At 40.8% G+C, this 24,511-nt stretch carries 19 protein-coding genes; 10 read left to right on the top strand and 9 right to left on the bottom strand.

The window, feature by feature from the left end; genetic code table 11:
• Window positions 1-378 precede the first annotated feature (378 nt).
• Window positions 379-1,800: an esterase-like activity of phytase family protein gene (locus tag V7K45_RS18785; protein ID WP_335005994.1), complete on the bottom strand. Its 1,422-nt coding sequence runs from the start codon at window positions 1,798-1,800 to the stop codon at window positions 379-381.
• 489 nt (window positions 1,801-2,289) lie between these two features.
• Here V7K45_RS18785 and V7K45_RS18780 point away from each other — a divergent pair, with 489 nt between their 5' ends.
• The 3 genes from V7K45_RS18780 to gloA2 all read left to right on the top strand — a co-directional run bounded on the left by V7K45_RS18780 (window position 2,290) and on the right by gloA2 (window position 6,407).
• Window positions 2,290-5,313, top strand: coding sequence for a beta-propeller fold lactonase family protein (locus tag V7K45_RS18780; protein WP_335005992.1), 3,024 nt, complete (start codon window positions 2,290-2,292; stop codon window positions 5,311-5,313).
• 95 nt (window positions 5,314-5,408) lie between these two features.
• A complete protein-coding gene (locus V7K45_RS18775) occupies window positions 5,409-5,936 on the top strand; it encodes a PEP-CTERM sorting domain-containing protein (RefSeq protein ID WP_335005990.1) in 528 nt (175 codons plus the stop codon).
• 84 nt (window positions 5,937-6,020) lie between these two features.
• Window positions 6,021-6,407 (top strand): SMU1112c/YaeR family gloxylase I-like metalloprotein, encoded by a 387-nt coding sequence (gene gloA2, locus V7K45_RS18770; protein ID WP_335005988.1) that lies wholly within the window; start codon window positions 6,021-6,023, stop codon window positions 6,405-6,407.
• 230 nt (window positions 6,408-6,637) lie between these two features.
• On the opposite strand, the gene V7K45_RS18765 is transcribed toward gloA2, so the two are convergent.
• Window positions 6,638-7,243: a Uma2 family endonuclease gene (locus V7K45_RS18765; RefSeq protein WP_335005986.1), complete on the bottom strand. Its 606-nt coding sequence runs from the start codon at window positions 7,241-7,243 to the stop codon at window positions 6,638-6,640.
• 50 nt (window positions 7,244-7,293) lie between these two features.
• Window positions 7,294-7,788 (bottom strand): hypothetical protein, encoded by a 495-nt coding sequence (locus tag V7K45_RS18760; RefSeq protein ID WP_335005984.1) that lies wholly within the window; start codon window positions 7,786-7,788, stop codon window positions 7,294-7,296.
• A 355-nt stretch (window positions 7,789-8,143) separates the two neighbouring features.
• Between V7K45_RS18760 and bioU the strand changes: the two genes are divergently transcribed.
• Entirely contained in the window at window positions 8,144-9,163 is a 1,020-nt protein-coding gene (gene bioU, locus V7K45_RS18755; RefSeq protein WP_335005982.1) for a (S)-8-amino-7-oxononanoate synthase BioU, read from the top strand.
• A gap of 224 nt (window positions 9,164-9,387) precedes the next feature.
• Entirely contained in the window at window positions 9,388-10,350 is a 963-nt protein-coding gene (locus tag V7K45_RS18750; protein WP_335005980.1) for an alpha/beta fold hydrolase, read from the top strand.
• 49 nt (window positions 10,351-10,399) lie between these two features.
• Here V7K45_RS18750 and V7K45_RS18745 read toward each other — a convergent pair whose 3' ends face one another.
• On the bottom strand, window positions 10,400-10,762 hold the full coding sequence (locus V7K45_RS18745) for a BON domain-containing protein (protein ID WP_335005978.1): 363 nt from the start codon (window positions 10,760-10,762) through the stop codon (window positions 10,400-10,402).
• A 269-nt stretch (window positions 10,763-11,031) separates the two neighbouring features.
• On the opposite strand from V7K45_RS18745, the gene ilvN reads away from it, so the two are divergent.
• The 3 genes from ilvN to V7K45_RS18730 all read left to right on the top strand — a co-directional run bounded on the left by ilvN (window position 11,032) and on the right by V7K45_RS18730 (window position 12,306).
• The gene (gene ilvN / locus V7K45_RS18740; protein WP_322670465.1) at window positions 11,032-11,550 is read left to right on the top strand and encodes an acetolactate synthase small subunit; all 519 of its coding nucleotides are present in this window, start codon (window positions 11,032-11,034) and stop codon (window positions 11,548-11,550) included.
• Window positions 11,551-11,711: 161 nt separating this feature from the next.
• Window positions 11,712-12,017: a type II toxin-antitoxin system Phd/YefM family antitoxin gene (locus V7K45_RS18735; RefSeq protein ID WP_335005975.1), complete on the top strand. Its 306-nt coding sequence runs from the start codon at window positions 11,712-11,714 to the stop codon at window positions 12,015-12,017.
• Entirely contained in the window at window positions 11,989-12,306 is a 318-nt protein-coding gene (locus tag V7K45_RS18730) for a Txe/YoeB family addiction module toxin (protein WP_335005972.1), read from the top strand. The genes V7K45_RS18735 and V7K45_RS18730 overlap by 29 nt, the downstream gene beginning before the upstream one ends.
• 11 nt (window positions 12,307-12,317) lie before the next feature.
• Here the strand turns inward: V7K45_RS18730 and V7K45_RS18725 are convergent, their stop codons facing one another.
• From V7K45_RS18725 to V7K45_RS18710, 4 genes are all read right to left on the bottom strand, one after another.
• Complete coding sequence (locus V7K45_RS18725; protein WP_335005969.1) at window positions 12,318-13,466, bottom strand: YbjN domain-containing protein; 1,149 nt, start codon at window positions 13,464-13,466, stop codon at window positions 12,318-12,320.
• A gap of 46 nt (window positions 13,467-13,512) precedes the next feature.
• Complete coding sequence (locus V7K45_RS18720) at window positions 13,513-14,205, bottom strand: hypothetical protein (protein ID WP_335005967.1); 693 nt, start codon at window positions 14,203-14,205, stop codon at window positions 13,513-13,515.
• A 64-nt stretch (window positions 14,206-14,269) separates the two neighbouring features.
• Window positions 14,270-19,777 (bottom strand): eCIS core domain-containing protein, encoded by a 5,508-nt coding sequence (locus tag V7K45_RS18715; RefSeq protein WP_335005965.1) that lies wholly within the window; start codon window positions 19,775-19,777, stop codon window positions 14,270-14,272.
• A 401-nt stretch (window positions 19,778-20,178) separates the two neighbouring features.
• Entirely contained in the window at window positions 20,179-21,996 is a 1,818-nt protein-coding gene (locus V7K45_RS18710) for a calcium-binding protein (protein ID WP_335005962.1), read from the bottom strand.
• 1,110 nt (window positions 21,997-23,106) lie between these two features.
• On the opposite strand from V7K45_RS18710, the gene V7K45_RS18705 reads away from it, so the two are divergent.
• Complete coding sequence (locus tag V7K45_RS18705; protein ID WP_335005960.1) at window positions 23,107-23,523, top strand: ribosomal maturation YjgA family protein; 417 nt, start codon at window positions 23,107-23,109, stop codon at window positions 23,521-23,523.
• Window positions 23,501-23,728: a DUF167 domain-containing protein gene (locus V7K45_RS18700; protein ID WP_322670473.1), complete on the top strand. Its 228-nt coding sequence runs from the start codon at window positions 23,501-23,503 to the stop codon at window positions 23,726-23,728. Before V7K45_RS18705 ends, V7K45_RS18700 begins: the two co-directional genes overlap by 23 nt.
• 122 nt (window positions 23,729-23,850) lie before the next feature.
• Here V7K45_RS18700 and V7K45_RS18695 read toward each other — a convergent pair whose 3' ends face one another.
• Complete coding sequence (locus tag V7K45_RS18695; RefSeq protein ID WP_335005957.1) at window positions 23,851-24,462, bottom strand: glutathione S-transferase family protein; 612 nt, start codon at window positions 24,460-24,462, stop codon at window positions 23,851-23,853.
• Window positions 24,463-24,511: the final 49 nt, after the last annotated feature.

The raw sequence follows: 24,511 nt of genomic DNA, 5'->3' as shown, positions 1-24,511 counted from the left end.
TCTTACCCTAGCTCGGATAGTGCCACTTTGTTTCCAACTTGATTGCTGATCGGGCAAGTCCGCTTGTCAATAGGGTTTGAGACGCGCTAACCCTGGTTATTATAGCGGTTTCCGCATGGGGAAGGTACAGAAAGAAATAATTAACTACAAATAAACGATACACCAAAATCAATGGGTGACTTACTTAAATAAACTAGGAAACAAGCGAAAATAATTAAGCATGTAGAGTGGGCATTTTGCCTACTCTAACAGCTTCTAATGATTAAATATCTGGTGAAATTAAATATGCGTTACCCAGAACTCTTGTAGAGACGTAGCAGTGCTACGTCTCTACGTTCTTTTTCGAAGATGTCTATTAAGTATCAACTGAACCGAATATCAATCATCACCTCTGCTATCCTCGTCTTCCCCTTTGATCTTCTGCGCTACGAAACCCGGCAGATCGGTACTGTCAACTGCAAAAACGAAAAACTTGTTTGGGTTGTCAACATTTGTCGAATGGTAAGTATCCGGTGCTAAAGTACCTAGAAAATCGTTGTCATTGGCAATGAATAATGTATGCTTTTCCACTCCGTCGATCTTCACATCTTTTCCGAAAGCCAAACCTTCAAGCTTGGCAGGAATGTCCTCTTCTTTGATGCCGTTTTGAGTTAGTGCAGCTACCACATCAAGGAATAGGGTCTTGCTTACTGCCTTACCAACAAGGTTGTTTTCCCCGGTGATATTGCTTACTTCTTGAGCATTCGTCAGATCGATCCGATAGATTTTCTTGAAGGCAGCCTTAGAGCCGTCGCCAAACCCTTTGCCATCGCGTTCATCTACTAGGAATTGGCGATCGCTAATGGCCAAAATCTCACTAACTGTGGGATACTTCGGTTTAGCCGCCGTACCAATATTATCTAGTTGATAAGCGTATTCCTGAGTAGCACCTGTGGCAATATCAATTTTGACAATTCTGGTATAAGCACCATTAGTCCCACCGTCCTGGAGCAGGGGACTTTGCAAAATGCCAAACAAGGTTTTACCGTCGGGAGTAATTGCCAGTCCTTCCATACCTTTGTTGGCAACTCGACCGGAGGTGTTACCACTGATCTCTGTATCACTAACGGGACTCAAGTTGCTGACTGCAAACTTGCTAGGTAGGTTAAAGACCCTCATCCGCTTACCTGTATTGCGATTAAATTCATATATATAGGGGCCGTATTCATCCGAGATAAATATCTGCTCTCCACTATTAGATACACGCACTCCTTCAGGATCGAAACGCGCATTGTTGGAATATGTGGAGATTTGGCTGGGGTTGAAGTTGTCTGAGCGTCCAGTGAAATAGTTTTTATTCTTGGTATTTAAGGCTGGTACACCGCTAGGTACACCCAATCCCGCACCACTTCCGTAGTAAAGAGGGTCTTTGCTGAACAGCAGAGTTGTGTCAATTAAGGAAGGGGTAAGGGTGAAAGGCAACGCTGAACCAAGTTCGCTTGGTACAAGTTTCAGTTTGATAGTTTGGAAGCGGTTGATATAGGATGCTGTATCACTCACAGCGCTGTTGTATGCCACCGCATTTGGGCCTCGGTCTGGGATACCAATAAAGGTATTATTGCCAGCGTAAGCTAGTCCCGACCCTAGACCACCCAAGAGATTTCCCGCAACGCCGTTTTCCAAAGGAGCAGATGTGTCGGTGGAGCGATCGCCAATTTTACCATCTAGGCTCCCAATTGCAATCAATTTCACCTCTGCATTCGCAGCAGGAGCCATTGCAAAAAACACCAACAATGACAAAATGAGACTTTTGTTGAGCATATCAGTTCTATTGCGAAAAGACAGTATTTATTAAAAAATATTGTCAGTTTTTTGACTTTTTTAGTATCTATTACCAGTAGTTAAGTAAAAGTTAAGCTTAGATTAAATGAAAAGATTAAAGTTTGTATAAAACTCTTACTAGTAGCATTCATAATCTGCTAAAAAGAAACAAATAAAAACCATTTTATATATAAAAATTAGTAAAAATAAAGTCTAAAATGTAAAAATTACATAGTTATACTTCAACAGTAAAATTAATAATTCAAAAATAAAAATATTAGCAACTAATTTTATCAACTTTAGAAATAAAACTGAATTTTGATATTTCCGATCGATAACGTCAAAAATCAAACAAAGTATTTAAAAAAAACTTAACTAGATAAAATTTACTACTACCAAAATATAACCAAAAATTACTCATACCTTAACCATTAACTATAAATATCTGTACTTGAATAGTTATGGTTATCCCTATTATAGAAAAATTGCATGAAAACTAGTAGAAACCAAGGGTATCTATTAAGTCTTTTGCTGTTAAGTAGCTTGAGTGCAAGTATCCAATCAGCTAGCGCTGGAACTACCAGACCCGTTGGTAACTCAGAGAGTGGAGCAGCTTTGCTACCTACAGGTCAAATCATCACGCCCGCAGCAGCACCAGGCTCGACGTTTGCACCTTTAGGAACTGGTTTACGTACAGATGATAATGCTGATGCTGCTGAAGCCGTAAGCACAGCCCTCAGTCCTGATGGAAAAACTTTACTAGTGCTTACCAGTGGTTATAACCAAAACTTCAAGGATGAAAATACAGGTAGTACTTTCACTTATCCTGTATTAGACCCGCTAACTGGTAAGCCAAGTAGTACAACAACCCCCAAAGCAGAATGGGTTTTTGTTTATGATGTCACTAGCGGTAAGTTAGTTAAAAAACAACAAATTAATATTCCTAATACCTATAACGGTTTGGCTTGGGCTAAAGATAGCTCACGCTTCTTTGTATCAGGTGGAATTGACGATCGCGTGTATGTTTATGCGTCTAATGGTAGTCAGTACGTACCAGATGCCCCTTTTATTTTACTAGGTCACAATTCTGACCAAACTGCACCCTTCCCTAAATACGATGGTGGTTTGTTGAAGGATACGCCAGCTAAGGCTGTGAGTACAGGAGCAGTTGTAGCGGGTATTGCAGTTAGTCAGGATGGCAAAACCTTAGTGGCTGCAAACTTTGAGAATGACTCTATATCAATCGTTGACACTCCTACCCGTAAAGTAACTAAAGAAATTAAGTTCTTTAGAGCAGGTGATAAAATAGCAACTGGTGAATTTCCTTTTGATGTCGCTATCAAAAGTACCGAAAAAGGTCAAGCAGCTAAAGTTTTTATTAGTAGCCAGCGCGATGACGAAGTAGTTGCTGTCGAAATTACTTCTGGAAAAATCACCCGTATACCAATAGGTAGCCAGCCAAACAAAGTACTGCTTTCGGCCGATCGAGATCGACTATACGTAGCTAATGGTAACGATGACTCGATTTCAGTCATTGATACAAATAGCAATCGGGTTGTTCAAACCATCTCTCTGTCTCGCTCTGGTGATAAATACAAAGGTGCTAATCCCAACTCTTTAACTCTCAGCCCAGATGGACGAACACTTTATGTTACTCTAGGCGGCGAGAATGCGATCGCTGTTGTGGACTTGCAAAGTGGTCGGGTGAATGGACGCATCCCCACTGGCTGGTATCCTAATTCTGTAAGTGTCAGCCTTGATGGTCAAAGACTTTACGTTGTCAATGCTAAAAGTAATTCCGGCCCCAACCCGTCAAACAGTCGGACGACACCAGCAGGACTTGCACGTAACACTAATTTTAAAAACGATTACACCTGGGCTTTAGAAAAAGCTGGTATCTCAATTATTCCAGTGCCAAGTAGCAGTACTTTGGCTATCCTTTCAACGCAGGTAGACAAAAACAACGGTTTTTATAATCGTCGTCCTGACCGGATAATGAGGTATTTACAAGGCAAAATTAAGCACGTTATCTACATAGTTAAAGAAAACCGTACTTATGACCAGGTACTCGGTGACTTACCTATTGGTAATGGCGATCCAGCACTTACCTTATTTCCCTACAAGATTTCACCCAACCATCACAAGCTGTCTCTTGGCTTTGCAACTTTTGATAACTTCTACGACAGTGGCGAATCCAGTGGAGTAGGTTGGAACTGGTCTACTTACGGTCGTACAACAGACTACACCGAAAAAAGTCAATCAGTTCTTTACGGTAACGCTGGCTTTAACGGCTTAACCTACGATTACGAAGGTACAAATCGGAATATCAGTCTTGGACTACCGCAAACTTCCTCGAATAACTCGCCAATCAATACCCGTATAACAGGAGTTTTAGATCCTTCTGGGCAGTCTTCCATATTACCTGGAGACAGGGATGTTGATGCTCCCGAAGGAGATGGTAATCTCAAGCCGGATGCCATTGGTGGTTATCTGTGGGATACGGCGCTACGTGCTGGCAAGACTGTACGCAATTACGGTTTCTTCGTTGATAACGGAATTCCTTACACCACTACTCAAACCGATCCAACTAAACCCGATCCGAAAAACCCAGCTTATATCCCCATTTCTGCAACCCCTTACGCTGACAAGATTCCTCAAGCTCCCGTTACTAAAACTGCATTGTTGGATAAAACCGATCTTTACTTCCGGTCATTCGATCAAAATAATGCTGATACTTATTTGTACAAGGAATGGGAAAGGGATCTTCAGCAAAATGGATTACCCAATTTAATGCTTGTGCGTTTATCTCACGATCATTTTGGTTCCTTTGGCACTGCTTTATTTGGACTAAATACTCCTGAATTGCAAATGGCAGATAATGACTATGCTATTGGCAAGCTGGTAGAGAAAATTTCTCATCTACCGGAGTGGAAAGAAACAGCAATTTTCATCATTGAAGATGATTCCCAGAATGGGCCAGATCATGTTGATTCCCACCGTTCGTTAGCCTACGTTATTTCGCCCTATACAAAACGGGGTGCGCTCATTAGGACTAACTACAACACCATTAATATATTGCGAACAATGGAGGATTTGTTAAACATTAACTATTTGGCAATTACTGATGCTAATGCTCAACCAATGTCAGATGCCTTCACAAGACAACCGAATTTTGAGCCTTACACAGCTATTGTGCCAGGTAACTTGTGTGCTAAACCTGTAGATCCGAAACTAGTACCAGCTTGCCAAGACCCCAATGTTGAAAATACAGCAGCTGTGCCCATTCTAAATGATGCAAAATGGTGGGCTGCTATAACCAAGGGTTTCAATTTTATCGGTGAAGACAACCTCGATGCAGAAGAATTCAACGAAATTCTTTGGGAAGGAATTAAGGGCGATAATATTCCTTATCCTAAAGAACGTAACCGTAAAGACTTACGGCAAAACCGCGATCGACTTCTAAAAAATTGGCAATTGAGTCAAACGAATAACTCTACTGGCGCTAAGAAGTAAGTCTTAGACATTTGGTAAAAAAGTAGAGATGTAGCATTGCTACGTCTCTACAAGGTTTAAATAGTTTATTTATCTAATGCAACAGGAAAATTGAGATGAAATTGATTCAAAAATTAGCGATCGCTACTAGTCTGGTTCTGAGTTTAGCTACCTTAACCACTAAATCTGCATCGGCTGCAATTCTTAATTATGCATTCAATGTTGATAGTTCTACTGCTAAAGGTAACGGTCTATTTAGCTTTGACGACTCAACTTTCAGTAATGATAATATCCCAGTAGCGCCAGTTCAATCGCTAAGTTTTCAATTCGATAACGATCCCAATATTTACACCGCAAACGATGATGTTGAATATCCAGATTATCCCGTTGCATTTCCAACTGTATCCTTAGCAGATAACGCACCTATTGGATTGCTGTACAGTTTCCTTGACAAAGCTAATCCTGACAAAAGTTACGACATTGCTGGAACATTATTTTCTGTTTCCTCCGAAACTCCCGATTCCGGTATAGTTTCTTATCGACAAGTACCTGAACCTAGTACTTTAGGTAGCACACTTCTTCTTGGCACTATTGGCTTGTTCATGAAAAGAAAGGTAAGATCGAGCAAAAACATTAAAGCTTAACCTCGACTTAAGAGGGTGTAATGTGGTTGGGTTCCCACCTACGTACACTCTCTTAAGAATTGCACTAAAAAAAGCAAAACTCCAATGAAAACTACTGGCATTCATCATGTAGCGATTATTTGTTCTGACTATGAGCGCTCAAAAAAATTTTATGTAGAAGTTTTAGGCTTTTCGATTATTCAAGAAACTTTTCGCGCCGCCAGAAATTCTTATAAATTAGATTTAAAAGTTGCAGAAAATACTCAAATCGAACTATTCTCTTTCCCAAATCCTCCAGAACGGCCTAGTAAACCAGAGTCTTGTGGTTTAAGACATCTTGCTTTTCAAGTTGATAATGTAGAGGAGACTGTTTTTTATTTAAAATCAAAAGGGTTAGAGGTAGAAAATATCAGAATTGATGAAATTACAGGTAAGAAATTTACTTTCTTTAAAGACCCAGATAATTTACCATTAGAAATTTATGAGCGTTAAAATTACTGCTGACAAGCAAAGGTGTCATCACTATAAATAATGTAGGACTTACGCACAAGTTACGGAATAACGAACCGCAGAGGCGCAGAGGACACGGAGAAATCAGAGTTTGAGAGATGTTTTGCGTAAGTCCTATAATGAAGCGATGTCTACGACGGGCTAGACCTACGCCCCAGCATAATTACGGTTTAATGCTGTCAAAATTACTATATTCATAACTATGCCTACACTTAACGAGGCAGAATGTCATCCAAGCGAAGTTGAATCCCAGGCAAAAGTAGCGAGTTGATTAATTGGTTGAGTCGGTATTGTTGTTGACTATAACTGTCTTCAACTAATTGACAAACGGTGAATGTAGGTTGTTTAGGTTTCCCAATAAATGCTAGGCCACCCAATCCTCGATAATCGACAATCCAATATTCAGGGATGCCTAAAAGTGCATATTCTTCAACCTTTCTTGCATAGTCAGTTTCCCAGTTAGTGCTAACAACTTCCACCACCAATTTAATTGAGCGTCCAAAAGTAATTACGGGTTCTCGCTGCCAAAGAGGTTCGCGATCGAGAACGGTTTCATCAAGAACCACAATATCAGGACGACGAACTGTAGCTGTATCTGCAAAAGGGTAAATTAAACAAGTGCGAGGAATAAACCAGGGGAGTTGTTCTGCAACAAGGTAGATGCCAATTTGGGTTGCAAGTTTGCCACTCACCGTTTCATGGGGCCCAGTGGGTTCCATGTCAATTAATTCTCCGTCTGCTAATTCATAGCGGGGATTGTCTTGGTATTGGGAGAGAAAATCTTCAAATGTGAGAGCTTTTGGGGAGATATATGTCATGAAAATCAATCTCCTGAAGAGAACTTGTTTTGATTTATAAGTCAACTTTACTACATAAAATTTATCTGGTTGTTTGGAGGACAGTAAATAGTTCTACCAAAAGAATCGCCAGTTTCTGCATCCGTTAATTCCACAATTTTAGCGTTATCAGTACAGACACTTCTACCTTTAGCCATTCTCAACTCACCTTGAACAAAACCAGTCACTATCCACACCATTCGATTGTTAGAAATCGATGATTTGTACTGTCCTGTTTTAGCTGCAAATTCTTCGTATGTTGTAAGTTTTGCTTCTGTGATTTGCATCTTACTAGACTTTTTGATAACGCTTTCAATCGTCATCAAATGGCTTGCTGGTAAGCTATTATTTGCAGGATATATTCGTACTTTTGAGTTGAATGGTATTGGTTGATTGACTGGCTTTTTTGTCTGTAGTGGTTGAGCTATGACTGTCTGCACTAGCAATAGATTAGTGGTGCTAGCAAATATAAAAGCAGATAATGAAGTTATTGTAAAAATATTAACTGTAGTGCAAATACGCTTCATAATACTCAGAATGCTTAACAACTTCATACAACTTTAAGCGATCGCCTCGGTGAGTGGTTGCATCATCGTGCCAGAAACTCTATTCTGTCAGAACATCAAGTTTAGCTAGTCTGCTGAAGCCTTCTTCTGGGTTGCCAGTTGCGGCCGTTGCTTTAAATCTGGTATATTCTCAGTCAAAAAACTCAAAAGCGATCGCTAGTAGATAAATATCTGCAATATCCAGCCAAAGAACCCAGGATAATGAATCATAATTAATCTCTATAGCTTTGAGTTATCAGCCATCAGCCACCAGTTACCAGCCGGAAGCTGAGATGCCGAATAATCAAGGCTTTTGATTCAACTTAACGAATTGACTATGAATTCTGAACAAATCAAAAATTCTCTAAATATTTCGCCAGCGATACGTGTGGGAGTACTGGGTTTCGGCGGACTCGGACAAGCAGCCGCTAAGGTAGTTGCTGGCAAACGAGAAATGATTTTAGTCGCAGCAGCAGATCAAAAAGGTTACGCTTATGCTGCTGACGGTTTAAATACTGAAAAATCTATTGCAACCTATCAGTCCCAAGGTTCGGTGGGTTATTTAGAGCCAATTGGTACATTAACCAATCAAAGTATTCAGGATTTAATCGAAATAGCTCAAGTAGATGGGTATTTTTTGGCTTTACCCAACCTGCCAAATGATTTTATTCCCAATGTCGCCAAGGAATTTATCAAATCTGGTTGGCGTGGGGTACTAGTAGATGCAATCAAACGCACCACTGCTGTAGAACAACTCCTAGCGATGAAAGACGAACTGCAAGCCGCCGGGATTACCTACATGACAGGCTGTGGTGCTACCCCTGGACTATTAACAGCAGCAGCAGCTTTAGCCGCCCAAAGCTATGCCGAAATTCATCAAGTTGAAATTACCTTTGGGGTGGGAATTGCTAACTGGGAAGCTTACCGCGCAACTGTTCGGGAAGACATTGGCCACATGCCTGGTTATACAGTAGAAGCTGCTAGGGCGATGACTGATGCGGAAGTAGAAGCACTACTAGATAAAACTAATGGCGTGCTGACCTTGAAAAATATGGAACACGCTGATGATGTGATGTTAGAAGTAGCCGGGATAGTAGGGCGCGATCGCGTTACAGTTGGTGGTGTAGTCGATACCCGCAATCCCAAAAAGCCTCTCAGCACCAATGTTAAGGTAACAGGACGTACCTTTGAAGGAAAGATTTCTACCCATACATTTACTCTCGGAGATGAAACCAGCATGGCAGCAAATGTCTGCGGCCCTGCTTTCGGCTATCTCAAAGCTGGTAGACAATTGCACCAACGCGGCATCTATGGAATATTCACCGCAGCCGAAATTATGCCTCAATTTGTTAGGTAAATAGGAGGATGAGGGGACAAGGGGGATGAGGGAGTGACGGAGATGAGGGAGATGAGGGGAAAAGGAGACAAACAAAACTCCTAACTCCTAACTCTTAACTCCTAACTCCTAACTCCTAACTCCTAACTCAGGACTCAGCACTCAGGACTCAGGACTCAGCACTCCTAACGCCCAATCCCTAATTCTTATAATGGTATTTCAGTGCTGATAAATCGGAGGTAAGTGTGACCACTACGCTACACTGGCAGGAACGGGTTGGTAATCAAAGAGATTGGATTTGGCGTGGCTGGCAAACCCGCTACACTTACATTCGCCCTCGCCAAAGTCACCCCAATACAACACCGCTAATTCTGTTACATGGCTTTGGTGCTTCCATTGGTCATTGGCGACATAATTTAGAGGTGTTGAGCGAGCATCACACAGTTTACGCTATAGATATGTTGGGTTTTGGCGCTTCTGAAAAAGCCGCAGCTAATTACAGCATCGAACTCTGGGTTGAACAAGTTTACGATTTCTGGAAAACATTTATCCGTCAACCAGCAATATTAATAGGCAATTCCAACGGTTCACTAATATCTATGGCCGCCGCCGCCACTCACCCCGATATGGTGCTGGGTATGGTGATGATGAGTTTACCCGACCCGTCATTAGAACAAGAAGCAATTCCTCCTGTGTTGCGCCCACTCGTCACAGCAATCAAAAATGTTGTTGCTTCGCCGTTGATACTTAAACCTGTATTTAACTTCGTGCGCCGTCCTAGCGTGCTACGTCGCTGGGCTAGTCTTGCCTACGCTAACCCAGAGGCGATTACCGATGAACTCATCGAAATTTTAGCAGGGCCTCCCCAAGATCGGGGTTCTGCGAGGGCGTTTAGTGCTTTGTTCAAAGCTGCGATCGGAATTAACTTTAGTCCTAGTGTCAAGACAGTATTACCAACCTTAACAATTCCCATGCTTTTAGTTTGGGGACAAAAAGACCGATTTGTTCCGCCAGCACTAGCTAGCCAATTTGCCCAATATAACGAGAAGTTGGAACTGCTAAATCTGGAGGATGTAGGGCATTGTCCCCATGATGAATGTCCAGAACAAGTCAACCAAGCGATTTTAGATTGGATTGAGAGATGGATTGGCGTAGGCGTTGGCGTAGCCTCTCGTAAAGAAGCCCGCCGCAGGCATCGCCTACCATAGGTTGTTCCCTAAATATTATGCAATGGGGGTGCGATCGCATCAGCAGTAACTAGCCAATCGTCGCTTGGTTAGTGTCAACATCTGTAGCACCACTTACAGAACGCGCCACAGAAACCATTTTGTTGAGAATTTCTTGACTGGGGACTTTACCTTTCAACACTACAGTGCTACCTGTCTGAGCCACCCAAAGGGTATTAACATCGTCAAGTTGGGGGTCTTCATCAAATGCCAACGCTACCCGCTTTGCCAAACCACTTTGGTCATATTCTCCGTTTAATCCCAGACGTTCTGGGGGTATCGATTGCGTAGCAGTAGCAAAATTACTAGAAGCTTGCTCTGTAGCCTGTGGAGCCGGATTTACTTCGGCATTTTGAGGTTTTTCCATGCCAAACAATCTTTGTAACCAACCCATAAAAACTTTTCTCCTATTAGCGGCTTATCAAATCTGAGTATAAAAGCTTTACAAAAATGCCGCATCTGCCAATAAAAAGATATTCATTCAATGAAATTACTGCTTGCGGTATGATTTCCAGACAATTTCTCGATTGAGAATGCAATGAGTGCAACGGTTAAGTTTACAATAAGAGGTCGCACTGAAAATTTAGTGCGGTAGTAGGTCTAGCGTTGCCCTGTGCTAGTGTCTGCGTTACTCAATTCCTGCTCTAGCCTCTGTTGGCGAAGATGAAACATACCCTTTCAGTTCTTGTAGAAGATGAGGCGGGTGTTCTTTCCCGCATTTCTGGTTTATTTGCGCGTCGCGGCTTCAATATTGAAAGCCTTGCTGTTGGCCCTGCTGAACAAGGAGGAGTCTCCCGAATTACAATGGTTGTCCCTGGTGACGATCGCGTGATCGAGCAACTCACTAAGCAACTGTACAAGTTAGTCAATGTCCTAAAAGTCCAGGATATTACCGAAACCCCTTGTGTTGAGAGGGAATTGATGCTTTTGAAGGTGAATGCTAGTACCAGCAATCGCTCAGAAGTGATCGAATTGTCTCAGATTTTCCGGGCGCGAGTCGTTGATGTGGCGGAAGATTCTCTCACCTTAGAAGTTGTGGGAGATCCAGGTAAACTGGTAGCGATCGTGCAAGTATTACAAAAATTTGGTTTGAAAGAAATCGCCCGCACAGGCAAAATTGCCCTAACTCGTGAATCAGGCGTGAATACCGAGTTACTCAAATCTTTGGAAGCAAAGGTTTAGTTGGGAATGTAAATCAAGATTCAGAAATACTCAACCGCAGCAGAAGTCATAGTGGCAATTGTTACTATGACTTCTGTTTAGGGAGTAGCAAAAAAGAAATATTCAACTACCCACAAACCGCATAGTTTATAATTTATGTACAACTTTATGTACATTAACTAATGTTGTTTTACAAAATCACATCCCCAACCGATGCGAGAAATGACTTTTTTAAGTTATTAGAGCTGGTGGTAGAAAATCATCAGGTGTATATGATCAACCGTCGTGATGGTGAAAATGTAGCCTTGATTGCTGAATCAGATTTAGTGAGTTTACTTGAGACGGTTTATCTTTTGCGATCGCCTGCTAATGCGCGTCGTTTACTGGATGCAATAGAGGAGTCGAAAACAGGTAACATCCAATCTCAAACGCTAGCAGAACTTCAGCAGGAGTTGGGGATTGAGCAAGAAGAAGAAAAAGAAAGCTGAACCCATTGAAATTAAACCAGTTATTGTGAATCGCAGTCTTGGTTTTAGTTCTCAATTTAAAAAAGATTTAACTTGGTGGTTTAAGCAGGATTTTCAGAAAGCATCGAAAATATTAGATTTGGTTACGCCTGTAATGCAAGACCCATTTGAGGGTATTAGTAAACCAGAACCATTAAAATATATGGATGCAGATATTTGGTCGCGGCGAATTGATTTAGAACATCGGCTTGTATATAGGGTGGGAAACACTCAGATTGATTTTTTAGCTTGTCGGTATCATTACGAATAAGGGCTGATTAACTACCTTTCAATATTAGCGATCGCTTCTTCTGGTGAGACATTACCATAAATCACAGACATAATCCCTGGCAGGTATTCATCCATCATCGTCACATTGGCGTAAACCACCCTTTGAATGAGTGCAAAACTGAGTCTGTCACCTTCGACATCAATGCTGGTTTTGTAACTAATTTCGCCATCGGTAAAATCTAGCTCAAAATTGCCGATAATCATGCCAGAATTAGCTCTAGTGATAAACTCTGCTACAGCCAGCCGCTTATTTTCTGGTGAATTGACTGGACAAATTGAATAAAAAACGAATTGATTTTGTTCACTTCTGGTTCTAGCGTAACAATTCCATTTGCCATTTTCGCCTTGGAACGATATTTGTAAAGCTGGCTGTCCTAAAAGTTGTACAAAGGGCCAATCATCAGCTTGAAAAAAATTGATTATTTCTTCAAAAAGACTACCATCTGTAGAATCTGAGGGCATTGCCTCTATTTTTTGTGTTATCTCATCTGTGTTAATATCAGCTAATTCTGTCAAAAATTTATCGATTACTTCTGGCATTTTGGCAGATGCTTTCTGAGTTTTTACAGATAAATTAGCCTCAGTCCAATCTTTAAAAAAGTTGACAATACCTTCAGCAATTCCTTCACCGGAAACGCTTGCTTGAGCAATATTTTCTGGACTAATATAAGACCAAAGAGTACAATAGCCGATTTCGCCTGATTCTTGTTGCTGTTTAACAGATAAACCCAACCAACTTTCGGTGAAGAGGATTTGGTTATCGGGTTGTTCTTGGCTTAAATTCAGGATATATTTTGCCGTTTCATCAATATTGACGGCGTGTTCTGCTAGTAGTGATAATAAATCTGGTTTCAGGCTGACTTCGATAGTAATGTCTGGTTCGCTGAGAAATTTGCCAGATAATAGGGAGTTACGCGCATCTGGTTTGAGATTGAATAAGGCGGCAGTATCGATGCGTTGATAGAGTTGTGGGTTTACTTGGAAGGTGAGGCGACACTTGATGAGTTCGTTGTTTTGTTTGGTGAGGGATAGAGCGATCGCGTGAACTGTGAGGGGGGTTTGGGAGGAGTCGTGTAGGGTTAAGTCGATGTTTATTTGATGATTTTCAGTCTGTCCTCTCATTTTCTGTAATATATGCATGCAAATTTTTTTTGCTTTTTTATCTGTAAAACTTCAAATTTCTAATCTAGTTATTTTGCTTGTTTAGATTTTCATATCTATCAAAATATTCTTTGTAGTCATTATTCGGAAACAATTTAGGTAGTACTTTCAACATTGTTTCTAATTGACTTTGTACCGAAGCAAAGTAGTAATCTGACAAATCAATTTCACAAAATAAATATTGCCACCCGTAAAAACCTTTTGTTTCTAAAAGATGATCCAAATAACCTGGATAGTCTAAATCCATTTTGTGGCATATACCGTTGCTATCATAAAGCCATATTTCTGGAGAAGCTATCCCATTTTCTGTTTTAAAAACGCCCATCACTCCGTCACCTGTATTAGGATGATCGTCAAAAGGAATTAATTTTTTATAAAACTCTTTTTCTTCTTCTTCCATTTCTTCATACCACAATTCAGGTTTACTGAAAGTAAAAATATGGGAAAGGCTACTTAATCTAAACTCCCCTCCGTTCTCATACTCATCTTCTTCCAATTCATAACCCCAGTACAAAGAAATTTCATCAGATAGAAACAGGCAATCTTTAAGTTTCTCATCTAACTTGTATCTTAAAAAATCCTCTATCTCACCGAATTTAAAATTAATTTCATTTTGGCTACATGTAGGAATTTCTGCATTTATAGCGATAATATCAATTTTTGAGCAACTTTTGATATCTTCAAACATACCTAAAAATTTTTCTCGATAGCCTTTCATGACTTTTACTCCTTGCTTTCGCTAATTGCTAAATTACTAGTTGTAGGTAATTATTGTCACTGATTTATTCACCGAATTTTAATTTTTTATTACTATGGGCATCATTGACTTTTTTCATATCTTCCTCAAATTTTGTAGCGTCCCCTCTAGTTCTCTTAGCGTTCATTTTTAAATTGAAATCTGCTAAATCTTTAAATGAACCATCTGCATTTCTTACAAGGACAATTTTCCTAGCAAATGATTGACGTACTCCAATTATCTTTTCTATCTGTGAGCGACCATCTGAAGAATTTAAGTCAACTGCGATAGTTTGGGTAAAATCTGGCGGTTGAGGAGATTCTTCAAACTTTTGAGGAGATGCTGGTTTTTCTTCCCACTTGTTTGCTTTACTGATTTGGTACTCACCCCAAGTTGCTTTAACGTTACTTATATAATGCTCATTAGGAGAACTGTAGTAAGTAATATCAACTTTGTACCATATCATCTGCCCTTTATTCACCGCATCTATTGCTGGCTTCTCCGTAGTTCTATAAAATTTGCTATTTGTTTGAGTTCTACCAGGTGTCAAATTAGAATCAGTTGCCATTCCACCTAGTTGCTCTGTTAACAAGTGCATTTTTACCCATGCAGCATTCTTTGTCATACCTTTTGCCTGAAGCGCATCCCAGCCAGCTAGATTGCCTCCATGTTTGTTGGAGTCTTGCCCTGGAGGGAAACTGTCCTTTCTTATAAATTCTGCTTTGATACTCTCAGCTTTTACATTATCTGAAAATGAGGGCATAATAGATGGTGGAAATTCTGGGTGCGTAAGAACAAATAAGTTCTTAAGAATTTCTGCCATTTTACTTATATTTTGATTCAAATCGTTATATAACTTTTGATTGGTATCATATGCTTTTTCTTTTTTGGTTGCTGGTTTTCCTTCATTAGCTTTGACTAAAGCATCTTTTTGGGTTTCTATGTTGTTATTCAATTGTTCAGCTTGTTGTAAAGCTTGATTTTGTTCTTTTTGATTATTCTCATCAGTAATATTATTAATTTCTTCATTTTTTTTCTTTAAAAATTTACTTATCTCTATTGGGTCTGATGCTATAAATAATTTACTTTTTTCCCCTTTACCTTTAAAGAAGAGAGTGTGCATCTCACCATCTTGAGCTTTAAACTGCTTCTTCGCTTTCCACCATTCAATAAGTGCAGCTACTTTTTCTTTCCCTTTGTTTACTGTCTTTGTATATTTATCTTTCACTGCCTTCTTCTTATTTTCAACCCAATTATGAGCAGTGGCTTTCTTATCCTCAACCCACTGCTTACCAGCTTTGTATTTATCCTTGGCTGATTCTGTAACGGCTCCTACCTTCTTGCCGAACTTGCTATTTTTGAACTTGTTACTAACACCATTTTTCTTATCATTAACCCACTGTTCGGCTACTGCTTTCTTATCATTAATCCAATTCTGACCAGCTTCCTTCTTATCCTCAACCCACTGCTTACCAGCTTTATATTTTTCCTTCGCCGAATCTTTCAGTTCTCCAGCCTTCTTACCAAACTTGCTATTCTTAACCTTGTTACCAACTTTCTTAAACGCCTTTGCACCTTTATCAATTACCCAATCAACTGCTTTTTCCATCGGTTTATGCAGCTTCTTGAATATTCCTTGAATCTTGCCGGCAATTCCATCTAAACCCAAAAGACTTGCTAGGAAACTGATGACGACTGGTAAAGATTTAGCTAGGGCATTTTCTACGCCCTTGATTGCTTGGTCGATCGCACCACTAGCGATCGCACCAATGGCATCCAGTATCGCATTAATTAAATCGGCAATCTGCTGGGCGCGTTCAATAAAGAATTTGACAATCTCATAAATCGCCTTCGCAGCTTTGATGAAGGCTGAAGCTGGGGTCAACAGGCTGAGAATCCACTCAATCCCAGCGGTAATCACTTTTTCAATAATAAAATTCTTGATGGGTTCGATTACCAAGGCGTTGAGGTCGCCCATCTTCTCTTGGACAAACTGCCAAATCCCAGCCACTCCCTCACTGGCTAAGACTTGAAATACATCAACAGTTTGTTCCAATCGACTGACCTTTTCTTCACCCAATCGTTTCACAGCTTGGGCGCGAATTGCTTCATAAGTGAAGCCCAAAAGCTGCATTGCTAGGCTAAAGATCCCTTTGAGATCGAAGTTTTCTGGCATTTCAATACCAGTTTCTGCCATAGTACCAGTCAGCCAGCCGATTAATCCTTGCTGGAGGTGCTTCCCGATATTATTCATGAAGTTGAGGAAGCCTTGTTTCACCGCCTGGATCAAATTAGTCAAGAAACCAATCGGGTCTTTGAGGATTTGCCCAACGACGCCAGCAACTCGCGCTAGCACTTGCAAAAGCATTTTGGTCAGTTCAATTATCGTCTTAATGACTCCCACGATGAAGTCGAAAGCTTTTTGAATAAAACCTTTATTTGCTGCCTTCATCTCTTCAATGCGGGCATCAACACCTTCCAGGTTTTCTTTGTACTTCTGGGCTAGGGTGTCAATAAGCTCATTTTGCTTATCGTCAACACTTTGTTGCAATTCTTCAAATTTGCTATCAATGTCTGCGGCGGCTTGTTGACCGACTCCTTTTAAGTCTTGCGGTAGTTGGCTAATATAATTCTGAATTTCCTGCTTACCACTGGCAATTTCTGCTTTGGCTTGGGTTAGTCCTTTACTGATAATGGCGACAACTTTGTTAATGACACCATCCATCTGATTGATGTAAAGCTGGCGACCTTCTTGATAGAAAGCGTTCACCTCTGAGGGCATACCAAACAATTTGTCTTTCAGCCATTTTGCTGGCCCCCAAAAGCCACTGTAGCGATCGCTCTTATAATCGTCCATACGCTTGCCAACGTAATCCTCGAAGGCTTTTTTGGCGTCAGCAGCACCAGCATCAAAGGCTTGTATAACTTGCCCGTCTAGTTCACCGAGGGTTTTCTCAACTTTGCCTTTGGTCTTGTCATAAATCTTATTAATATCACCAGCTACTTTTGCCCGTGCTTGCTCATCCTTACCCTTGGCTCCCACCTGGTGTTCTGTTACCTGACCCAGGTTTTGAGTACGGATACCGTGCATTGCTTGCAAATGCTGCTGGGCTGTAGCTTCTGCCGTAGCTTGAGCGTTTGCGAGTATGCCTTGCTCTTGTTGGCGATATTGTGGCGGCGCTTCTTGTGCATTGGTTTGGGCATCTTTCTTGGCTGCGAGTGCCCCTTGAAACTCCGGTTCATTGGAGTTTGCCAATTGCTCCTCAGTAATATCCGCCTCTTTCATCTGCTGGTCAAGTTTTTTACTGTCATCTTGCAGTGGTGCCTCGACTTCAGCTTGTCCCTTAGATTTGGGTGCAGCTTTATCTGCATCAACGCCTGTTGGCGGTGTCCCTGGCTCATTCTTGGGCAGTGGTGTTACTTGTTTAGCCTCAATCCCACTAGCATCAGGTTTTTCTTTAGTTTTCTCTTCTAGCTGACCCTGAGAGCTTTTCTGTTCTTCTTTAACCTGACCGCTCAAATCGCCTTTAACAGAGTCCAGTTTATTGTTATTTTTAAAGTTGTCCGCCTCTTCCAAGTTCTTGGGAGCCATATCAGCAATGCGCTCCATCAATTTGGCTTTGAAGGCGGCAGCGTCAAATCCTGGTGTTGGGGCTTGTTGCATCTGTCCAACTTGATTGGCTTGCGCTTTGCTGTCTACTTCATTACCTGGGGGTTGGGCTGCTGCTTGGGCTTCTTGGGCTTTGCTATTGGCAGGTGGGTGTTTTTTCTCGTGTCCCGCAACCTCTTTGGTTGTGCCGACTACCGCTTGAAATCCTGGGTCATCTTCAGGGGAAGTGGGAGCTTTTTTACCATCATCTGCTGTAATGGCTACATTTGTTCCTGGTAATGCTGCGATCGCTTTCCCTGCGTTTCCTCCAGATAAATCTGCGGCTCCCTTACCTACATCTGCTCCTTTGCTTTGAGCTTGCTGTTGAGAATCGACCTTTTCTGCATTAACTTTGGTATCTTTTGACTCAGCCTCTTTTGGTTGATTCCCCCCAACCTCAACCTGTTTCTGAGTTGCTACTGCACCAACCTTTTTTGCCGGAGGTGGATCTGTTGCCGCGTTCCCACCATCATCTGGGGGTGTGGGGATAGCTTGGTGTTTTTCTGTCGTAGCCTGATTTTGCTGTTCGCCGTTTTTCGTATCAGTTTTGGATTCTAAATTTTTTTGGTTGTCTTCATCAGTTGGTTTTTGGAAATTCTCTCGCAGTTGGATAGCTAGCCCATGCCCCGCAGATGTTGTCGGCACTTTTGTCTGGAGTTTATTTTCTTTTGGTGCTACATGAAGAGATTTCGGCTGCACTGCACTGCCATTCTGCTGGACAACGTGCGTCAACTCATGAGCCAGTAATTCTTTGCCTGCATCACTTCCAGGAGAGTATTCGCCCTGACGGAAGAACACATCTTGTCCTGTGGTAAAAGCACGAGCTTGTATAGATTCATTTAAACGATTAGATTGAGCATCAGTATGAACCCGGACACCACCAAAATCAGCCCCAAATGCTTGCTCCATTGGGTGCTTAATATCATCTGCAAGCGGCTGCCCATTTCCACGTGCTTGTTGGATAGAAGTTTCTAGCTCAGATGTTGCTGCTGTTCTTCCTCCACCCTGACGCTGCACCAAAGGAGTAATGGAATCCGCCAGGGATTTCATTTGTAATTGGTCTTCTTCTGGTAGTGCCTCCCGTTGGATAGACTGTATAGGTTCGCTCATCCTCTGCATCACCAACTGAGCGACGCTATCAGCCTCCCGTTCATAAATGTCTCCAGGCTCGTTAACTGTCAGTTTTGTTTGTGGACGCCGCAGTGATATTCGACTGATGTCATGTCCAAGTGGTTGGCTTGGGGATTTTACCTCATTCACTCTCTGGGATGAAGTACCAAGCGACTTCATTTGCAATTCTTCTTCTGATAGTTCCTCCCGTTGCAGCGAGGCAGTTTCTCCCAAAGATTTCATTTGTACTTCTTCTTCTAGCAGTTCCTCGCGCTGAATACTGCCCTCTGGTTTCATCATTTGCAATTCATCTTCTTCACCAGGTAATTCTTCTCGCTGAAGTTTCCCACTTTGTGGCTGATGAATTCTTTGCATCACCTGACGCGCTGTTTGGTCAGCTTCTTGCTCGTACTTATCTCCAGGCTCTCCAATCGTCAGTTTTGCCTGAATTGGTGTTGGTGTATCTGGTCTTTTAACTGGAATATTGGCAAAGTTATGACCAAATCGAGTTGCTTTTTCCAGTCGAGAATTCAGCGATCGCTCCATCTTAGCTTGCAATACAGTCAGCCGTTCTTGTCCCTCTGGCGTAATCGTCCGATGCTTGGCTTGTAATTCCAATTCAGTTACTTCCATCTTTTCTTCTGCAAAAGCTTCATTCTCTACGTCCGTTTGTGTCACGGGCGTAAAAGATGCTTTCTGAGTTTGGCCGCCAAACGGTCTATAGGCCAATTGAGGAGTTTGTTCTGGTGCTTGGGAATTAGAAAAGCTGGATGAGGGACTTTTGAGGGATTTCATCGGTTTGATTGCAACTATTGACGATTCAATTTGTCTAGGTGATTAGTTTTGATTATCATTTACCCAAAATTGCAATTATCAAGATAATTTTAGAACGCTAATCAATTAGAAAGAATTAAGATGTGTTGCTCCTGGATATAAGTACTGGCTTGTAAATATTCTCATGTCGGATAAAGGAGAACACGCAGCCGCGTTCTCCTAGCCAAGAGGAAAAGTATCCTTGAATCTGCCTCTGATATTAGTACTTTCTTAAGTTGACAATATTTTTATGCAAAACTGACTCCTATATAAGAAAAATCAGGATTAGAACTGCTACCAAAGAAAGTTCCGCCATCTTCAGGCAAGATAACCCTTCAGGGCTGGCGAATGTATTGTTTGTACTTTATCCAGTATTTTTCCGCTCATACAAAAGTGAAGCTGTCACTATCAAGTGTGAGACCTACTACCCCCTGCACAATACCAATGATCTCATCTTGCTCTGCTCCGGGTTTGTCTAAGAATATTCGTGTGTTGCTTCCAACAACTTGCAAGCGGTAATCCTGTGAAAATCCGTTGAGTTCAATTCGGTCTTGGCTAGAGTTGAAGTCAGTAATAACAGCCAAGTCTCCAAAACCAGGATTCATAATGTTGTTATCGTCGTAGAAAACATTTTCAGCGTCCCCCAGGATAAATCTATCTGCTCCAGCCCCGCCAGTTAAGGTATCAGTTTCCCCTAATCCAGGGGGAAACGGACTACCAGGAAAAGTACCGATAAGGATATCATTTCCAGCTCCCCCATTGAGTATTTCGTTGCCCGGCCCGCCTTGTAGGCTATCATTGCCGTCCTCACCATTGAGGATATCATCGCCATTACTACCGTCTAGCGTATCATCGCCTGCTCTTGCATTTAGAGTGTTATTAGAAGTATTACCAAAAAGAAAGTTGTTAAGACTGTTACCTATCCCGGTAAGGTTGCCACCTTCTCTCAGTCTCAGGTTCTCCAGATTGGCTCCTAATGTGTAGCTTACAGAAGACCGGACGGTATCTATGCCTGAATTTGCAGCCTCTGTAATGATATCAAGAGTAGTGTCAACAAAGTAACTATCGTCACCTGCACCACCTCTTAAAGTATCATTTCCTATGCCCCCATTCAGTGTGTCATCGCCATTATTACCGGATAATTGATTATTTTGGTTATCGCCAACAATGTTGTCATTTGCATTTGTGCCGATGACATTATCAAAGTTGACTGCGGTAAATGACAATGTTCCCAAACCAGGAACGTTATTGGCAGTCAAACTTCGGCTTTGGAGGTTAACGGCGATAGATACCCCAGGCAAAGATTGGGATGCATCGATGGTGTTGTTGGCAACATTAGGATTAGCAATCACCCTTTCTACTTTAAAGAGTAGGTCTTGTCCCAATCCCCCAGCTTTTTGAATGGTTCCAACACCTGATAAGGTAATGGTTTGACCTAGTTGACTGTAGTCTGCGGTATCAAAGCCATCTCCACCATCAATGTTGTCGTTACCCTGACTGCCTTTGAAGGTGTCACTGCCTGCATCACCTTTTAGAGTGTCGTTTCCTGTACCCCCATCAAGTGTGTCATTGCCATTATTACCGGATAATTGGTTATTTTGATTGTCACCAGTAATGGTGTCATTTCCATTTGTGCCGATGACATTATCAAAGTTGACTGCGGTAAATGACAATGTTCCCAAGCCAGGAACGTTATTGGCAGCTAAACTTTGGGTTTGTAGGTTAACGGTGATAAATACACCAGGCAAAGATTGAGATGCATCGATGGTGTTGTTGGCAACATTAGCATTAGCAATCACCTTTTCTACTTTAAAGAGTAGGTCTTTTTCCAATCCCCCACCTTTTTTAATGGTTCCAACACCTGATAAGGTAATGGTTTGACCTAGTTGACTGTAGTCTGCGGTATCAATGCCATCTCCACCATCAATGTTGTCGTTACCCTGACTGCCTTTGAAAGTATCACTGCCTGCACCACCTTTTAGAGTATCGTTTCCTGTACCCCCATCAAGTGTATCATTGCCATCTCCACCACTAAGACTGTCGTTCGCCGTGCCACCTGCGAGGGAATCGTTACCAGCCAAGCCATTCAAGATATCGTTACCGGAGGCAGTATTGGCGTTACCACCACTAGCCCAACCAACTATGGTATCATTTCCCGAACTCCCATTTATCGTGTCAGCATTTGTAGTACCGAAAGCCATATTATCTCTCCTAAATTTCTCACTAAATATGTAAGTTCAGCATCAATCAAAGAACTATTGATCGGTTCAATGTAGATTACTTGTCATTTGCGTAATCTCATGTTAAAAAACATTAACTATTTAGTTAGGAACTTCTCAAGAAAAAATATTCAACTACTTACTGTGGGCTGACCCTAAAAGCCAGCCCATAGTTGCGAGCAAAACGCCTACGCTACAAAATAAGATAATTTATTTCCTGATAATCCATTAATTGATTACGCAAATAATTAAGTAATTAGGTCAAATATTTTGATTATTTTCCAACTTTTTAAACCCATGCTGTAATTATTTAATTATCATGAAGTACAAGGCTACATAAACTTCTTTACCAAATCTTCAAAATACTTAACAGGTAGAATTCATAATACATTTATATATGTTTGTAAACCTTAAATTAAATATTTTTTAAAATCTACTGATTTATTTGGTTAATGTTGCTAGTTTTTTAGCTTGATGGAGTTTGTCATTAAGTTAGGTTTCGATATCATTTTTTTTGTTAAAGAATTCTTCTGTTTAATTACAAAAAAACATTTATATATTAAAGAAATAATTTTTTGAATAGATAAGTAAAATTGATGTATACCCAGAAGACTTTTATGCTTAATAACACTTGAGCTTTACATAAATTTTATATAATTTTTTGGAAATTAGCGATCTCTGTAGTTTTTGCTAGTCTACGCATACTCACAAAAACCATCTAAACAAATGTGGATGGGCAAAAGCCAATCTCAAACACATGTTTCAGATTGTGTACTAACGAAAGTAATAGAAAAGTACTAATTTCAGGTAAAAACTCATGCACCAAGCTGTGGGATGATAAATATGAATATTTAGTCATATATTGCTTCCCTATTGATCGATAAATCCCAACTCTGTATTTGGAGCAATAGCCTATGTAGGATGGAAAGGGGACTGAAGCCAAACCAGAGCGCGTCAATTGGGGACTCTTGAAAAGTTGAATGTGGATTCAAACCCTAACCAAATCTTACTTATATTTTCTTCCCTATTTCCCAGCCGAGACTTATAGTCATTGCGCTGCTAAAATTTTGCTTAGTCTCTAGTCTATAGAAAATGCTTCGATACCGTAACCAAACAATATTGATTCTTATTTCTATACTCATCGTTGTACCGATGGGATTTTTGTTTAAGTATTATAATGGGCCTGCCCATCACTGGTTTAATGACTACGGAGCAGCTGTATTTTACGAAATATTTTGGTGTCTGTTCGGATTTTTGTTTTTCAGAAGTCGGGCAGCGGTAATCCAAATTCCTATATGGGTTTTTGTCATCACCTGTATACTAGAATTCTTGCAACTTTGGCATCCGCCACTATTAGAGCAAATTCGCGCCACCTTGATAGGTAAATTGTTACTTGGTACGACCTTTGTTTGGTGGGATTTTCCTCATTATGTATTGGGTTCTGTTTTAGGCTGGTTATGGCTGCGACAATTACACAAAATAAGTTATGCAAAAAAAAGTCAAGGTTAAACCTAATTCAAAACAGCAAAAAATTGAAGAACAACCTGATGGTAGTCTGACTGTCTATTTAAAATCGCCCCCAGTTGATGGAAAGGCTAACGAAGAGTTAATTAAACTACTAGCAGATAAATTTGATGTACCCAAGTCTCATATCAGAATTAAGTCAGGTTTCTCCTCTCGGCAAAAGCTGATGGAAATCGATCCGAATACCTAACTGCTGCTTAATAATACCTTTTTTGAAGATTTTGCTGCTTTCTGAATATGAGCTACATTCCACTCAGGACATTCTCTACTAGAGACAAGAAAGGAGAGATAGGAACTTGCAAAATCTAATTTTTATGCCTCTGTAATACTGATATACCTTGGTTGAGTTTTGACTCTTTCTATCCAAGCTTGAATAGCAGGATATTTTGTTAAATCAAACCCACCTTCATCAGCTACATGAGTATAAGCAAACAAGGCAATATCTGCAATCGTATAACGTTCTCCCACAAAAAAATCTTGAGAAGTTAAGTGTTTATCCATCAAGTTAAGTGCTGCATAGCCTGGTTCGCGTTTTTGTTTGATAGCTTCACTATATTCTTCAGTTTTACCTAAAATAGAAATCCAAAATCTTGATGTAGCAATAAAAGGCTCATGGCTATATTGTTCAAAACATAACCATTGCAGTACCTGCGCTCGTAAAAAGCGGTCATAAGGTAAAAACTCTGTACCTTCACTCAGATAAACCAATATGGCATTTGATTCTGCCAAATATTTTCCTGGCTCGATTTCCAGAACGGGTATCTTACCGTTAGGATTTTTACTTAAAAATTCTGGTGTTCGAGTCTCGCCTTTCAAGATGTTAAGCTCTATCCTCTCAAAAGGCATACCTAGTTGTGTCAATAAAAGACGTATCTTATAACCATGACCAGAAGGTAAAAAATCGTACAGATGCAGTAGTTCCATGTTAAAATACAGTTAGGAATATGTTGAGAAGTAAAGGTTCAAAATACAA

Origin of the sequence: Nostoc sp., assembly GCF_036917375.1 — a bacterium.
In the GTDB taxonomy this organism is placed as follows: domain Bacteria; phylum Cyanobacteriota; class Cyanobacteriia; order Cyanobacteriales; family Nostocaceae; genus Nostoc.
This window is presented reverse-complemented; position numbering and strand designations above follow the sequence as displayed.